This window comes from Actinobaculum suis (assembly GCF_900102025.1).
GTDB lineage: Bacteria > Actinomycetota > Actinomycetes > Actinomycetales > Actinomycetaceae > Actinobaculum > Actinobaculum suis.
Window position 1 is genome coordinate 57,305 of the sequence record NZ_FNAU01000009.1, and the last position, 16,222, is coordinate 73,526.

10 protein-coding genes are annotated in these 16,222 nt (G+C 59.8%); 1 reads left to right on the forward strand and 9 read right to left on the reverse strand.

Going from position 1 to position 16,222, the window contains the following annotated elements:
- Positions 1–269: 269 nt before the first annotated feature.
- Positions 270–1,391 carry a siderophore ABC transporter substrate-binding protein gene (locus BLT47_RS05970; RefSeq protein WP_074662756.1) on the reverse strand — a complete coding sequence of 374 codons (1,122 nt, stop codon included), beginning with the start codon at positions 1,389–1,391 and terminating at the stop codon, positions 270–272.
- Between the two features lie 353 nt (positions 1,392–1,744).
- On the opposite strand from BLT47_RS05970, the gene BLT47_RS05980 reads away from it, so the two are divergent.
- Positions 1,745–3,379 (forward strand): hypothetical protein, encoded by a 1,635-nt coding sequence (locus BLT47_RS05980; protein WP_074662762.1) that lies wholly within the window; start codon positions 1,745–1,747, stop codon positions 3,377–3,379.
- Between the two features lie 201 nt (positions 3,380–3,580).
- On the opposite strand, the gene gndA is transcribed toward BLT47_RS05980, so the two are convergent.
- The 8 genes from gndA to BLT47_RS09565 form a co-directional block, all read right to left on the reverse strand.
- Complete coding sequence (gene gndA, locus BLT47_RS05985) at positions 3,581–5,047, reverse strand: NADP-dependent phosphogluconate dehydrogenase (protein ID WP_074662765.1); 1,467 nt, start codon at positions 5,045–5,047, stop codon at positions 3,581–3,583.
- 387 nt (positions 5,048–5,434) lie between these two features.
- Positions 5,435–7,114, reverse strand: a complete 1,680-nt coding sequence (gene pgm, locus BLT47_RS05990; RefSeq protein ID WP_065414797.1) for a phosphoglucomutase (alpha-D-glucose-1,6-bisphosphate-dependent) — start codon at positions 7,112–7,114, stop codon at positions 5,435–5,437.
- Between the two features lie 152 nt (positions 7,115–7,266).
- The gene (locus BLT47_RS05995; protein WP_083330107.1) at positions 7,267–7,959 is read right to left on the reverse strand and encodes an HdeD family acid-resistance protein; all 693 of its coding nucleotides are present in this window, start codon (positions 7,957–7,959) and stop codon (positions 7,267–7,269) included.
- 382 nt (positions 7,960–8,341) lie between these two features.
- Positions 8,342–8,755 (reverse strand): fluoride efflux transporter FluC, encoded by a 414-nt coding sequence (locus tag BLT47_RS06000; RefSeq protein WP_074662768.1) that lies wholly within the window; start codon positions 8,753–8,755, stop codon positions 8,342–8,344.
- Complete coding sequence (locus BLT47_RS06005) at positions 8,752–9,348, reverse strand: fluoride efflux transporter FluC (protein ID WP_074662771.1); 597 nt, start codon at positions 9,346–9,348, stop codon at positions 8,752–8,754. The genes BLT47_RS06000 and BLT47_RS06005 overlap by 4 nt, the downstream gene beginning before the upstream one ends.
- Positions 9,349–9,458: 110 nt before the next feature.
- On the reverse strand, positions 9,459–11,009 hold the full coding sequence (locus tag BLT47_RS06010; RefSeq protein ID WP_176764487.1) for a DUF2079 domain-containing protein: 1,551 nt from the start codon (positions 11,007–11,009) through the stop codon (positions 9,459–9,461).
- Positions 11,010–11,251: 242 nt separating this feature from the next.
- Complete coding sequence (locus BLT47_RS06015; RefSeq protein ID WP_074662778.1) at positions 11,252–13,033, reverse strand: DUF2079 domain-containing protein; 1,782 nt, start codon at positions 13,031–13,033, stop codon at positions 11,252–11,254.
- The gene (locus BLT47_RS09565) at positions 13,030–16,179 is read right to left on the reverse strand and encodes a lysylphosphatidylglycerol synthase transmembrane domain-containing protein (protein WP_256332553.1); all 3,150 of its coding nucleotides are present in this window, start codon (positions 16,177–16,179) and stop codon (positions 13,030–13,032) included. The genes BLT47_RS06015 and BLT47_RS09565 overlap by 4 nt, the downstream gene beginning before the upstream one ends.
- Positions 16,180–16,222: the final 43 nt, after the last annotated feature.

The window sequence follows — 16,222 nt, forward strand, 5'->3', positions numbered from 1 at the left end:
GGGTGCGAGAGCGGCGTCCGTGATAGAAAATCCTCTCCAAATATGTGCCGGAGGCTAACGTGCCGGTAAGGCGGGGTTAGCCGGCCAGCCAGGGCGGGGTTAGCCGGCCAGCCAGGACGGGGTTAGCCGGTGGCAGAGTTGGCGTGGTAGCGGGCCCGCTACGGCGGTGCCGGGCAGGCCCGCAACACGTGCCGGCAGGCCCGGGCTCGATAGTGGCGAGATGCCTGAATCCGAGCCCGGGCCGGGAACCGGTGCCGGCAACCCTTCGCCTAGCCGAGCTTGGCTAGATCGTTGAAGATCTCGATGAAGGTTTGGATGCCTTCATTGGTGTAGGTATCGGCCGGGGCAACATAGATATTGCCTTCCTTTACGGCCGTGACATTGCTCAGTGCCTGCGAGGTCTCTACGAGTTCGCGGCCCGGCACCGACTTCTTCGCTTCGCCGTCCTTCTTCTTATCGGAATCGCCCACGGCGGCGTCGCGATCCAAGATCATGATCCAATCCGGATTGGCCTGTGCGATAGCTTCTTCAGAGATTTCGTCACCCTTGTGGTCGTTGGTGCCGCTCTCCAGCGAAAGGGCGGGTTCCCAACCAAGCAGGTTATACAGCGGGCCGTAAACGCGGCCCACATCCGGATCCAAGAAACCGATCTTGCCACCGGAAGTATTCACGGAAAGCACCTTCGTGCCCTGCTTGTAGCCAGCACGCGCATTTTCGATCGACGCATTGAGATCGTTGATCAGCTTGGCGGCATCTTCTTCGTGCCCGAAGATCTGTCCCAGCGTGAGTACGTCTTGCGCCAAACCATCCACCAAGATTTGGCCGGATTCGCCAGCCTTCGGATCGGTGGCCTTGGCGGGCAAGTCCACGTTGAGGTCCAAGATTTCGGCATTCGGTGCGGCGGCCTTGATGTCGTCATAATGCTGGGCGAAACGCTGCCCCACCAGCACGAAATCCGGATCCGCGGCGGTAATCACATCGTAATTAGGTTCGCGGTGGTTTCCGACGTCCTGCACCGAATCATCGCTCTTCCAACCAATCGTGGAAGGCGTTACCTTCTTGGGGATAGCTACCGGCTTGATACCCCAATCTTCCAGAGTCTCGAAGGTGCGGTTGTCCAGCAACACGACCTTGCTCGGATTCGGCGTAATCTTTTGCGTGCCGTGCGCGTCGGTCACCTCGATCTTCCCATCCGCATCTACCGGGTTGAGCTTTGCCTTGGCAACGCCATCGGCAAGTTCTACCGTGGCTGCCTCGCTAGGTGCGCTGGTTTCCGCGGCCGGAGCGGAAGCGGTAGGAGCGTCCTGGGTCTTATCGGCGTTTGTGCAACCCGTAAACGCAAGGGAGACGGCGGCGATTGCGGCAACGATGCCGAACCGTGCTTTCTTCATAGTGTGTCCTTTTCCTATTATCTTTCCTCGCGCAAGGTGCGCGAAAACTGGCACAATGGCTCGCGTGTTCGCGAGCCGGCGTGCACTTACGTACACTTTCCAGCAATATGCAGTTAAGGTTAGCCAAACCTAACCTTTCCTGTATGTGATCTGTGGCAAGTTTTGGTCAAGTAGATGGCGACACCTATCACGCAAAGCCCGGTAGGGCGCGGTTTTTAACGTTACGGCTTGGCGTAGCGGCCCGCGCGGCGAGGCCTGCTAGCGTAGGAATAGCCAGAATCAAAAACTGTACGGGTCGCGCGCCGGGCGAGTGGCTCAGTTCAGAAAGAGCCAGTTCAGAAAGGAACTGTGTAATGAAGCGGTTCATCGCCGGCCTCGTAGCTATGCTCTTACCCCTCGGGCTTACCGCAGGGTGCGTAAAGGGTGGCGGGGATGCGGGGCCTGCCACCTCAGATCCGGCGGCGCCAGTAACGACGACGCCGTCCGCGCCGTCCGCACCCGCCGCGGACGGGTTTTCTTGGGCGGGTGAACCGCGTGAGATTTGGCGTTGGAACGCCGGGGCCGCGGGCAGTGAGCCCGCCAGCACTGATGCGGCAAGTGCCTTACCTGGCTTGCAGTATGTGCGCGTTTCGGCAGACCAAAAATACCTGGAAGTCTGGGATGGGTCCGGCGACTATGCGGTAATCGACCCGAAAACGGGCGAGCCGGTTACCGGCGCGGAACAGGCAGCTGACGCGGGCCAGGTAGCTGACGCGGGCCAGGCAGCTGACGCGGGCCAGTCTGCTGACGCGGGCCAGTCTGCTGGCGGGGAGCAGAAAGCTGGAGGGGAGCAGAAAGCTGGCCCGGAGCTTGCAAACAATTCGGCGCCAAAACCGGCCAACAACGGAGCTGCGGAAGATCTGCAGCTGCCGGCAAATGATGCTGCGGCCGCGGCGCTGGCCGGGAAAGAACGTATTTGGCGGCTGCGCGAAGGCGGGTGCATCGTCGTCGCGCCTGTGGCCACCGAACCGGGTGGGGAAGAAAAGCAGGGCGCGCAGGCACCGGGCTGGTACTTGGCACGTTTTGACCAGGACGGTGGGGAAGCAAGGTTCCGCGTGGAAAGCGGGGCAGCACGGTTCCGCGTGGAAAGCGGGGCAGCTACGTTGCGGGCGGCGGCTTTCAATGCTGGTTCCCAGCAGGTCATGGTGATAGATAAAACCGATCCGGATGCGGAAGGGCAAAGTAAATGGCATTTGTATGATGCCAAGACCGGCGATCAGGTTGCGGAAGGGGAAATTAGTTTCGCGGCGAATAAGTCGATTGTGCCGGTGGTGGGCGGGTTCTGGATTCCCAGCAATGGTTTCTATATTGAGGAAAGCGGGAAAACTGGGAAGACGGAAAAGAACAATGCTTCGGAAGTGTTGGTTGCGGTAAATGAGGAACAAGAACCGGCGATCAGTATTTATGATGGCTTCCAGGCAGCTTCTGACTTTTTAGCCGATCCGGATATTCGCGATAAACATTTGGCTATCGATATTTCCTCCAGCGAGGCTATAACTTATGCGCCTGATGAACCGGTGGCACCGAGCCGAGAAGTTTCTTTCTCCAGCTGGCGCTACAAGGTGCCGATTCCGGACGCAGATAAATTGCCGGACCCGCAACAAATGCAATTTGTAGTCAAACAAGCCCCGCGCGATTTCCACGGCTTTACGTATACGGTAGCGCCCAAGCCGGGCAGCGTGGCTGGTAGCGGCAATGCTGATAGCGCGGCTCGTGAGGTGCCAACCGATGACGCAAGTGGCAATACAAACAGTGCACCCGCCAGCAGTAAAGCTGGCAGTAAGGCCGGCGGACCGGCTAACGGAGTAGCTGGAACGGTCCGATACTGGCAGGTTGGCAAAGGTGGACATATTGCTTGGTCTTTGCCGGGCAATGAAGTCTATTTTGCTGGCGACCACATGATTATTCGCAATGGCGACGAACTCATTGGCTACACGAACGCGCAGTAAGCGCGCGGCAATGGACACGCGGCTGTGAAGAACGTGGCAGTGAGCGCGTAGTTTTATGCGCGGTGAAATAAGGCGTGCGGCCCCCGGATTTTCCGGGGGCCGCACGCTTGCGATGAGCTCAAGCTATTAGCTCAACAATGGCCCGGGGCTGGCTCAGCAATAAATGGCCCAGGGTTGGTTTAGCAATAGCTCAGTGTTGGTTTAGCTCCACTGTTCTTCGGGGCGGCCTGGTTCTGCCCAGAGGGTGTGGAATACACCCTCGCCACCGTCAATGCGCTTGTAGGTGTGAGCACCGAAGAAGTCCCGCTGGCCTTGGATGAGATTGGCCGGCAGTTTCTCGGCACGTACGCCGTCGTAATACGAAAGCGAGGAAGCGAAAGCGGGGATCGGTACGCCGGTTTGTGCGGCGAAGGCGACGATCCGGCGCCAGGAGGGCAGGGCCTGCGAAATCTCTCCGAGGAAGTATTCATCGGCGAGCAGTAGCGGCAGGTCAGGCTGGCGTTCGTAGGCTTCGGTGATGCGGCCGAGGAACTGGGCGCGGATAATGCAACCGGCGCGCCAGATGCGGGCCATCGCGCCCAGGTCAATATTCCAAGTGAATTCTTGGGAGCCCTTGCGGATCAGTTCGAAACCTTGCGAATAGGCAACCATCTTGGAGGCATAAAGGGCCTGGCGGATGTCTTCCACGAACTGGGCGGGGTCGGAAACTTCGCGTGTTTCCGCCCCGGCCGGCAAAACTGCTTGCCCGGCCGCGCGTTCTTCCACATCTCCCGAAAGTGAGCGGGCGAAAGTCGCTTCGGCAATCCCGGTGGCGGGCACGCCGAAGGACGCAGCATTCTGTACCGTCCACGCCCCAGTACCCTTTTGGGCGGCCTGGTCGAGGATCATATCGACCAGCGCGTTGCCCGTCTTGGCATCCTGCTGGTGGAGCACTTCCGCGGTGATCTCAATCAGGTAAGAGTTGAGTTCCGTCTTGTTCCACTCGGTGAACACGTCACCAATCTGGGAGGCAGACCAGCCCAAGCTCTTACGCATCAGATCATAAGCTTCGGCAATGAGCTGCATATCGGCATATTCGATCCCGTTATGCACCATCTTTACGAAGTGGCCGGCACCATCCGGGCCCACGTAGGTGCAGCACGGCGAACCATCTTCGGCCTTCGCGGAAATCTTTTCAAACATGGGGCCCAAACGGTCATACGATTCGCGGGTACCACCTGGCATGATCGACGGTCCCCACAGGGCGCCTTCTTCACCACCGGAAACCCCTGCCCCCACATAGTGCAAGCCGCGTTCCCGAATTGCTGCTTCCCGCCGCCGCGTATCGGTGAACAGGGAATTGCCGCAGTCGACGATAATATCGCCCTCTTCCATAAGTGCAGCAAGCTGTTCAATAACCGCATCGGTAGCGCTCCCGGCCTTCACCATAATGATGGCGACGCGCGGTTTGGCGAGGGAAGCAACGAAATCTTCCATAGAAACAGACGGATAGAAATCGCCTTCCTTCCCGTGGTTTTCCATGAGCTTTTCGGTGCGCCCAACCGAACGGTTATGCACGGCTACTTTGAAACCGTTCCGAGCCAGGTTGCGGGCCAGATTTGCCCCCATAACTCCCAGGCCAGTAACGCCAATGTCCGCAATGCCAGCGGGCGGTGTAGTAATGGACATAAAACTCCTCGTGTTGGGCGGGCAATCCCGCGTCTTTCCGGGGCCGTGTGGCAGTGCCGCGCGGCGCTCCCTTTAGTTTACGGCTAAGCAGGTGCGAAGGGCACGGTTCGGATGTAATACGCGCGATGTGAAAGATCGCGGCATGCAAAGTCGCGGTTCGGATGTAATGCGCAGGGCGTGCAAGGTCGCGGTTCGGATGTAATGCGAGGGCGCGGTGTGAAAGGGCACGGTGCGAAGGGGAATGGAGCTGCGCGCGGCGCCATACCGTGTGCAGCGCGGGCCGGTAGCGAGAAAGCCGGCAGCCGTAGCCAGCTAACGAAAACAAAAGGGTGCCGGCAGTATCCGAAAACACTGCCGGCACCCTGCATTAGCCGGTGTGGCCGCTGCTTACCCTTCGAGGGCGGCGTTCACCACTTCCTTGGCTTCGGCCTGCACCTGGGCCAAATGTTCGGGGCCCTTGAAGGATTCGGCGTAGATCTTGTAAACATCTTCGGTGCCGGAGGGGCGGGCGGCGAACCAGGCGTCCGGCGTCGTCACCTTTAGGCCACCGATTGGCTCGCCATTACCGGGAGCATTTACGAGCTTTTCGGTAATTGGTTCGCCGGCCAGTTCGGAGGCGGTCACGTCTGCCGGGGAGAGAGCCTTGAGCTTCGCCTTCTGCGGCTTGGTGGCCGGGGCATCCAAGCGGGCGTAGGCCGAATCGCCATACTTTTCCACCTGTTCGCGATGCAACTGGGAAGGCGATTTGCCGGTTACCGCGGTAATTTCTGCGGCCAGCAAGTTCAGCACAATGCCGTCCTTGTCCGTGGTCCACACGCTGCCATCCTTACGCAGGAAGGAAGCGCCGGCAGATTCTTCCCCGCCAAAACCGATCTCGCCGGTAAGCAGGCCGGGCACGAACCACTTGAAGCCCACAGGTACTTCCACAAGTTCGCGGCCAATACCTGCCACCACGCGGTCAATGAGGGAGGAAGAAACGAGGGTCTTACCCACATTCGTATCCTTGCTCCAACCGGGCCGGTGCGTGAAGAGATATTCGATGGCCACCGCCAGATAGTGATTTGGGTTCATGAGCCCACCATCGGGCGTGACGATCCCGTGGCGATCAGAATCGGCGTCGTTCCCGGTAGCCAGATCGTAGGGCGCATTGCCTTCTGCATCCGGTTTCATTTGCGCTACCAGCCCGGCCATGGCGGAAGGGGAAGAACAATCCATGCGGATCTTGCCATCCCAATCCAGGGTCATGAAGTACCAGGTGGGATCGACGGTGGGATTGACGACCGTCAGATCAATCCCGTAGTGGTCTGCAATAGCCTGCCAATATTCGGTAGAGGCCCCGCCTAGCGGATCGGCGCCAATCTTCACGCCAGCCTTGCGAATCGCTTCGAAATCAATGATCGTTTCGAGCGCTTCGACGTACCGCTGGCGGAAATCGTAACTACCGTAATGTTCGCTGGTGATTGCCTGCTCGTAGGGGAGACGTTTGACGTTTTCCTGCCAACCCTGCCGCAAAATTTCGTTCGCGCGGTCCGCGATCCACCCGGTAGCGTCCGTATCTGCGGGGCCACCGTTGGGCGGGTTGTACTTGAAACCACCGTCGCGCGGAGGGTTGTGGGAAGGGGTGACGACGATGCCGTCCGCCAGCCCGGGCCCCGAGGTCCGCAAATTATGCGGGGCCCCATTCGCTTCCAAAATGGCTAGCGAAACCGCGGGCGTGGGAGTCCACGAACCACGTGCGTCAGCCAGCACATTCACCCCGTTGGCGATCAGCACCTCAACCGCGGTTTTTTCCGCCGGTGCGGAAAGCCCGTGCGTATCGCGGCCAATAAACAGCGGGCCGTCAAAACCCTCTTGCGCGCGATACTCTACGATCGCCTGCGTGGTAGCGGCAATATGTGCCTCATTGAAAGCACCGTCAAAAGCGGAGCCACGGTGCCCGGAAGTACCGAACACCACGGCCTGGTTCGGATCGTTCGGATCCGGTTCGATATCGTAATAGGCGGCCACGAGCTCATCGACGTCGATGAGGTCTTCCGGGCGCGCCGGTTGTCCTGCACGTTCGTTCATAACTTCCATTGTCTCATACAGTGGCGCGCAACACACGGGACTGTCCTGTGGGCGGAATTAATCGCTTGCTATCGCGCGTTCTCTACCGCGCGGCTGTTGCGTTACGCGCGATTGTTGCCTTGCGTGCGGCTGTTGCCTAACGCATTCGCTTGCTACCGCGCTTCTTCTTCCTGCAACTGGTGTAGCGCGGCCTTACCGAAGGTGAAGGCACGGATGATCGAAACCAAGCCGGAAACCACGAGCATGATTCCGATGAAAACAATCAGGCTAGCGGCGCTGAAAGCAGGCACAGCCAGCACGGTAACGCCAGCGAGCAAAGAAATAAGTCCGTAGGCAATCGCCCATCCCTGAGAACGCGCGAAGCCGGATTCGCCCAGCGCCATAATGCCTTCGAAGACCCAGGAAAAACCCATACCAAGGGTGAAAATCAGGAAGAGCACATTGGCGGAAGCGCTGAGATTGCGAAGCATAATAATGGCCGCAATGCCGAGCATTATTCCAAAGATGATGCTCAGTACGCGCCACCCGCCCGGCACGTATTTTTCAAAAAATCCCATGAGTACGCGAAATACTGCGCCCACTAAGAGCCCCACGGCCACCAAACCGGCGGCGAAGGCCAAAGTGCGGCCGGGCGCGAAGAGGAGACACAGGCCAATCACGAGCATTACCAGCCCGCTGATACCGAAACCGCCGCGAATATGTTTAATGGCTTGCCGTCCCATTTCGAAAGGATCCAGGAAGGTCGGGTTCTCGTAGCGTTCCCGCCGGCCGAGCGGTTCAGCTTCCACGTACTCGGTCTTGCGTTCTGGCTGTTCCGGAGTTCCGTTTGGAAATTCGGCGTTCATGGTGGCGAATCCTTTCTCTTATCCCCGGCTAGGAGCGCTCCCCACCCGCACTTATTACGGAGGCTTGCTGCTTATCCGAAACTTCTGCCGAGGTTGTTATCTACCCTCAATCAGGTTCGCAGGCGCACTTGTTTCGCCTGCTCTCTTGAATGTTTATACATAACTGTCCTATCACTGGAGGGGAACGCTGTATACAGGTTGAGATATATGCCCAAGCGGGAATACTGCCTGCTTAATACGGTATCCTCCCAGCCCGCTTGCTTCAGGTTTCCCGCAGGCACCGCAGCTTTTCCAGTTGGTGTTGTGCTTTGCCCGGCCTGCTAGACCATATCCGCCTTGCCGTGGCCTTCTGATCGGAGCCGCCGGTGTGAGTAGGCCGCCGTTAGCCGCAAACCAAATACGCCAGGCCAACACCGAGTAGGCAGGCGGCAAGCGAGCTCAGATAATTACCTAGCAGCAAGCCGAGGCTAGCCATTTTACGGCCGGAACGGGCGAGTTTAACGGCGTCGAGCATAGCTGTGGAAAACGTAGTGAAGCCACCAAGCAAGCCGGTGGTGAGGGCCGGCGCCCACAGCGCGATGTGCGTGATTAGCTCCGAACTCCACCCCGCCGTCGCACCTGTGGATAAAGTGCTGAGGAAATAGGTGAAGGCGCCCAGGATAAAGCTGCCGATAATATTCACCGCGAAAATACCTACCGGCCAGGAAGCTCGGGAGTGGCGGGTAACGGCGTCGTCCAGCAAGGCGCGCAATATCGCACCAATACCGCCAGCAATAGCAATAATCAGCACACTCATTGCGAAACCTCCGGCGCGGCGGCGGGGGCGGTATCGGCGGCGGAGTCCGGCGCGGCATTACTGGAAGTACCAGCGAGCTGCTCTGCAGAGTTGCGCTCTGCGAAGTTGCGCTTCGTAGAGTAGCGCGGTACCGAAATGCGCCGCGCTAGTTTGCCGCCTAGGGAAAGCCCCAACCAGGCGAGCAGGAAACCGGCAATTAGGGAACCAAGGGCATAGGCGGCTGCGGCGCCGAGGGCGAGCGGGCCGAAAAACGAGGCGAAGAGACTGATCGTAATGCCCTGCATAATGAAGGTCCCGTAAGTGGTGAAAGCACCGCAAAACCCGGTACCGAAGCACATTTTGAGTCGGTAAGCGCGCTTGTTTCCGGCCGCAATTCTATCCGTGAGCAGGCCGGTTATTAGCCCGAGTAGGAAAGCGCCAAGCAGGTTGACGGCAAAGGTCGCCCACACATCGCTGAAGCTGGCGGCAAGCGTACTCCGCGCACTAGTAGCGGCAAACATGGAAACGAGATAGCGCAGTAGGGTTCCCAGAGTGCCGCCCAGAAAGATCAGGCCGAGCACGGCGGGGTCGCGGTAAAGAGGTTTCTCGGTCACGCGGTTCAGCGTACTCTCCGGTTCTTTTGCGGTGCAGAGTTTTCCACAGGTCAGCTGATTCTCACCTTGCTTCTATATCGGCAGTGGTGGCTAGTTACCGGCAGTGGCGGCTAGTCCACTTTTTCGGCGAGGCGGTAACCTGCTTCGGAGTACACCGTGCGCCACGTGCCCGAGTAGTGGGTTTGGGCCCATTCGGCCGGGTCGGTGGCGGTGCGGTTGGAGAAGGCCACGAGGTCCGGGGTGGCGCCTTGCGCGGTTCCCCACCAGTAGACGCGGTTTTCGGGTACCAAATAGGCCAGCAGGTAGATATCGGTGATCACGGTTTTCTGGCTCGCCGCGGGAACGCTTTCCGCGCTCGTGGTACCGGCAGGTTCGGCGGCGACGGCGTCTAGCAGGCCCGTTGCGGCCTCCCTTTCACCGTTTGTAATGATGCCGTAATCGCCGCGAATCCAGGCTCCGAAAGTGTTATGCCAGGTGCCAATTCCGGCGCCGGCTACCGCACACAGCGCGGCGAACCAGGCCAAAGTTTTGCGTGAAAACACCGCCTGAAGCAGGCTCCGAGTATCGGCTTGCGGGTGCGCGGGCGGGTGTATGCGGGTGCGTATTCGCGCCACGCCGTCTATGAGGGCCACGGCCATAATGGGCATGATTACGGCTGAATAGTGCCACTCCATTCCCCAGTAAAATGGCACATTTCCGATAAACCGCCACAGCAGGGTCGGTACTGCCACGACGGTTAGGGGGCTTATCCAGCCCACTATGCCCGCGGCTAGGGCCGTGAAACCCAGGGTGATCAGCATGGTGCCGAGCCGGAGGGCAAAACTAGCTTCCGAACCGGTGAGCCGGTTGGTGTATTCCCACCCGCCCGCGTTATTGAACAAAGGCAAGAAGACCAAGAGTGCGAAGAAGAACCAGAAAACACCCCAAATAATCAAACCCACACCGATCCGGCCTTCGCGACGGTCCAAACGCGTAGCGAGCCAATCGGGCAATGTGCGCGCTAGTCCGGCCGGCAACCAGCCCGAGCTTTGCGGCGAAAGTTGCGGAGAGCCTTGGTGCCTATTTGGCGGCGAGGCCTGCTGCAAGTCCTGGTGCGAGTATTGCGGCGCGCGCTCCGGCGAACCTTGCGCCGCGCCGCTTGCGGTTTGCTGCCCGCGGGTAAGCGCGGCGACCAAGCCGAAAGCAACCACGGTGAGACCCATGTCTTCTTTCACGAAAACGGTGAGCGCGATCAGCACTGCCGCGGTGCGTAAGCGACCTTCCAACCAGGCCACTAGGCCATAAGCAAGTAGGGGAACCGCGAAGGCGATTTCATGAAATTGGGCGGTAATAGCGGCTGTGAGTCCCCAGCTTGCCCCATAGGCCAGGCTCGCAAACACCCCGGGGCCCCAGCCGAGCCAGCGCAGAGACAACCGGGCGATCGGCGCAATGGAAAGTGCGAACAGCAGGTCTTGCACCACCAGCAAGGTAAGCCCGGAAGGGAAGAGGCGGAAAACCGGGCCGAGCAATACCAAAATGGGGTGGAAATGATCGCCGAGGAGATTAAATCCGTGGCCTTTGATATCCACGATTGGGACGCGGAAATGTGCGTACTTATCGGCCAGCTGCGTGAAAATCCCTAAATCCCAGGAAGGGGAGAGAAAAGCGCGCCACTGTGCCACCGAAAAAGCAATATATAGGGCCGCAAAAGCGGCGGCTAAAAACCAAGGCAAGATTCGTGCCCAAGACTGACCCCGTTTTGAAGCCAGGTCCCGTTTCGAAGCCGGGCCCGGTTTTGAGGCTGGGCCCGGTTTTGAGGCTGGGCCCGGTTTTGAGGCTGGGCCCGGTTTTGAGGCCGGGCCCTGTTTCGTGGAATCATCCTGCTTCCGGGCTGTGTTTTCTCGCCTGCTGGGCATGCTCGCCATCAGTACGTCCCCTCCTTCATCACCACCACGTAGCCGGACTTATCGGAGACAATATCCCAGGTGCCGCCAAACTTTTCCGTGGCCCACAACGCTACTTGCGGGCCGTTGCCGTGGTGGAGGCGGTTCGAGAAGAACACGGTGTCGATTTCTGGTTCCGCGCCCGCATACGAGTGTTCCCAAAGTACCCGGTTGCCGGGCACCACGTATGCCATGGTGACGACGTCGGTTACCACCGTGCGGCCCTGGCCGACCGCGGCAATCCCGGCCCGGGCGGCAGCTTGTTGGCGCGCCGATTGGGCATCCCCGTATCCGGCTACCGAATTCCAGCCTTGCGTATTACCTTGACCCGTGGCCCAGTGGCCAAAACCGTTCGTGCTCGTACCGGTAATGGCTCCGCAAAGGGCGAGCACGGCCGCATAACCAGCCAGTTTTTGCAGCCGGGAAGCCGAAGTGGCCGCACCTAGGGCAGATTTTGCCTGTGCTTCTGCCCGGATGCGGGCAAGCCCATCCACCAGGGCCACGCTCATAATGGGCATGAGCACGGCCGAATAGTGCCATAAAATCGTCCAATAGTACGGATTATTGCCCGCAAACCGCCACAGCAAAGTGGGGACCAAAAGCAAAGCCCACGGGCTGCGTAGCCCAATCAGGCCCAGGCCGGCCGCGATCCACAGCAGGGTAGGGACTTTTACATTGGCTGGCATGAGCCAACCGGCCAAACCGGGAGCAGAATCTGCTTCCACGCGGGTCACGTATTCCCATTCCCCGGCGCCCGAAAAATACGGTAAGAACACTTGCGTGGCCAAAAGGAACCAGGCCAAACCCCAAAGCGCCAAGAAAATACTGGCCAGGCCGGTGCGTGAGCGTAGCGTGGCCAGGCCGGCGTGCCACCACGTGCGGGCCCGGCCAAAGCGGGGCGCAGGTGCGGCGTCGTCGGTAAGAACCGTATTCGCGGTGCAAGCCCTTCCTGTGGAAACTTCGTTACCCCCAGAAACCGTTCCTGTGGAAACTTCAGCACCCTGATAAACCGTAGCGTTTGCGTTAGCACCGGAAACCGGTGCGGGGCGGGCGCGCAGGCGTTCTAGATAGGCACGCAGGAAGATAACCGCGGCGAAGGCGATAACGGTGAAACCCATGTCTTCTTTGACGAATACGAGGAGGGCGATTTGTGCGCAGGCGCGGGCGCGTTTGCCCCAGATCCAGTTGGTAATGCCGAAAGCGAGCAGGGGCACGGCGAAGGCAATTTCGTGGAATTGGACCACGAGCGCGGAAGTGAGTCCCCAAGAAAGTATGTAAGCCGCCGCTACGAGCAACCAGTAGCGGGTGTGTTGGCGCGCGAGTTTGACGATCGGGTAGACGGAAAGTGCGAAGAGTGCGGATTGTAGGACGAGGAGCATCATGCCCGAAGGCCAGAGGCGGAAGAGCGGGCCGGTGAGGAGGAGGATGGGGTGGAAATGGTCTCCCCACAGGTTGTAGCCGGGGGCTTTGATATCCACGATGGGTGGGAAGATGCCGCGCGCGTATTGGTCGGCGAGCTGGGTGAAGATGCCTTGGTCCCAGGAAATAGAGTTGAAGTTGCGCCAGGTGTAGGCGGAGAAGATTACATAAATTGCGCCGGCAAATATAGCGAGGCCGGCCGCAACCGGGTCAATCCCGCGGCAGAAACCGAAACGCGGGCGGCGCGCCTGGCCAGAAGCAGCGAAGCGCGCCCGGCTAGAAGCAGAGAGGCGTGCTGGCCGGGAAGCAGAAGGGCGAGCCTGCCGGGAAGCAAAGATGCTCAAATGATGTCCTTTTTCTGCAGTACGCGGAGTGCCACCCAACCAACGGGTACGCGGATCCAGAATGTCGTTAGGCGGTAGAGCATGGCCGTGGAAAATGCGACCGAATAGGGGATTCCTGCCACCACGAGCCCGCCGGTGAGGGCAGCTTCCACCGGCCCGATACCGCCCGGGGAAGGCACAATCGAACCGACGGAATTAGAAACCAGGTAGGTGATTGCCAAAGTGGTAATCGGCAAGGTTTCTCCGAAGGCGGCGAGGGAGAATCCGAAGGCGGCTACCAGGCTGGCGGTTTGCAAAACCGAACCGCCAAAACCGGTGGCGATCCGGGATGGATGGGTGGCGAGCCAGACGATGCGCGGCCAGATTTGCTGCACGGTGGGTCGGATCTTCTTGATGATCCACTGGCGTAATGGGCGAATCGTGAGCACCGCGGCCACCGCTCCCACCACTGCCAAGAAGGTGAGTAGGCCGGAACCGGAAGGTAGGGAGATCCCACCGAAATCGCCCGTCGCCAAAGCCAAAACGAGTAACAAAATCACGGTGGCCACAAACTGGGCAACCTGCACGAGCGTTACTGTTGCTACCGCCACCGCGGTGGGCACCTTATTCTTTTGCAAATACCGCAAATTCAGGGCCGCCGGGCCAATTCCGGCGGGCATTACCAAACCGACGACGCCGGCAGCCACCTGCACGAGCGTCACCTCCGAAAGTTTCAGATTTTCCGCGGTGTAAGCCCGGAGCACGATACCTGCACCCAGGAAGGCAAGGAAGCCGGCGGCCAGGGCAGCGAGCGCCCACCAGAAGTTGGCGGTGCGAATAGTTTCCAAAAGCTCGTTGAAGTTAATCGAGCCGAGCAAAATAAACAGCGCCGCCGCCCCAATAAACGCGGTGATTATGGTGCGCAGGGAGAAACGCGTAAGTTGCGGGCCCGAGCTCGTAGCAGCCTGCGGGATTTCCTTGGTGAGGCTATCGCGCAAACGCTGCAAATCTTTCCGGTCTTGGAAAGCGCGCAGAGTTTCTTGCGGAATAATTGCCCGCTGCAAAACCGGGGCGATCGAAGAAAGTTGCTGTTCGCTGAGCATACGCTGCGCGGAAGCCAATGCCCGTTCGATACCAACGGCACTAGCCATCATGGTCAACGCTTGGGAAAGATCGATTTGCCGGCTGAGTTCGGAAGACGCAATACTGCCATTGCGCCAGTGGATCAGATAGCCGTGCCTACCACTTACCAACACGGTAGAAGCCCGCACGTCTTGGTGGGAAATCCCAGCGTGATGGGCGGTGCGCAAAGCCCGCCACACATCGTCGAGTGCGCTATCGGGTATTTCTTCGGCCGCAAGCGCGGCAAGCGGTATGGCATTGCCAAGCTCGCCAGGGGCGGTAGCTGTTTCGACGCCGGTTGCGGTGCCGGCTGTTTCGACGCCGGTTGCGGTGCTGCCTCCGGACGCGCTAGCGGAGGCACGGCCGGGCTCACAGGGCGCGCTAGCGGAGGTCCTGCCGGGTTCGCTGCCGGGTTCACTGCCGGGTGTGGTAGCGGCGCGTGGCGCTAGGTCGAAGCTGAGCACCATGGAATAGTTGCCGCCGGCCGCGTGCGGGTGGCGGTCCGGGGCGGCGCCAATTGCGGCCGCTTCCCGTTCCATCAAAAGTGTGCGTTCGGCGGTTTCCACAATATTGCTCCCGGTCCGCCGCGTAGAAGCTTTCAAAAAGATACGCTGCCACGCCGCGGCCAACCGGCCCACAATTTCCCGGTCCGAATCAATAAAAGTAAGGAACCGTGCGCTCCCATCAGTCAGTTCGGCCACGTAGTTGCGGGAGTTCGTATCCGTGATCGGCGGGTTATACCGCGCCCGGGTTTGCGCGGCCAATGATGGCGCATCAATATCGAGCGTCTGGGTGGGGATCGGCGCGGGAACGAGCGCGGCTTCTACCTCAGTAACCTGTGTGGCGTCGGTAGTAAGCGCGGGGCCGGCAGCTACCTGCGCGGGCGATACCGAAATATTTCCTTCCGCCGCTACTGCCGCTCCCGCGCTGGCGGCGGTTCTTTCCGCGGCGCCCTCCGCTCCCGCGCTTGCCTTTGCGGTTGCGCCGGCGGGGGCGGTTCCTTCCGCCCATTTTTCGGCCCCGGCCGGAGCGGCCGCTGCTTTTGCCGCTGGGGAGGAAGTTTTCGCCGTCCCGGAAAGTACGCGGCTAATCCCGCTAAAGGTGGCCGAATCTGCGTAGCCGAGCGGCGCATTGCTGGTAATTTCCCAGGCGTGCAAGGGGTCGTCAATATTATCGACGCGGATGATCCGTACGGCGTCGAGCCCTGCCCGGCGCACGAGCGCTACCGCTGCTTTTCCGACGGCGCGTTGCGGTGCATCCCCAATCGCAAAAAGCGCGTAACAGGCTGCCGCTACCCCCACCAAAATTGTGAACAGGGCACCGGTGAGGGACTGCATGCCTTGCAGAATCGAAAGCATAACCACGATGCCAAGGAGCCACCATCCCCACCGAGCAGTGCGCGACTGGTTGAACTGGCCGGCCACCGTAAGCAACACGGAAATTACCGAAACATAGGGCAAAATGCCGATCGTTGCCTGCTCGTTCAACGTTTTGGAAAAAGCTTCGGTAACGGCCGCATAGGGCAGATAGTGCCGGAAGAGCCACAGGCCGGCATAGCAGGTTGCGACGCTGCCGGCCACTGCCACCGCGGCGGTAGCTAGCGCCCGCCAGCGCCGGTTCCATAAAAGTTCGAGAATTATCCACAGGGGCAATACCAGCGAGATAATGCCTTCCAGCACATTGACGGGCATAAATAGCACCGTGCGAAGTACGTCTGCGGCGGCATTAGCGACGTCGTTCGTGACCGCTACCGTGGAAGAAAAACCGTACAGGGAAATAAGCACTACGGTGATCACGCCGAGCGTGGCAATAATCCCGCGCACGAGGTTGGCGGGCCGGCGTTGCCAGCGGGCGATCGCGTCTACCAGCAAAACTTTTGTGGCGGGGCGCGGCGCGGGAGCGGTCTCGGGACTGTTTTCTGAGGCGCCTTCGGGGGCGGTTTCTTGGGCGGTTTCTGGGGTCAATGCGGAAAACCCCGCTGCGGGCTTTTTAGTAAAACCTGCGCGGGCGGGATTTAAACGAGAATCGCCGGCCTCAGTATGCATTCGCTCAGTGTACGTGGAACTGGCTTCATTGGTGGGAAGCGTG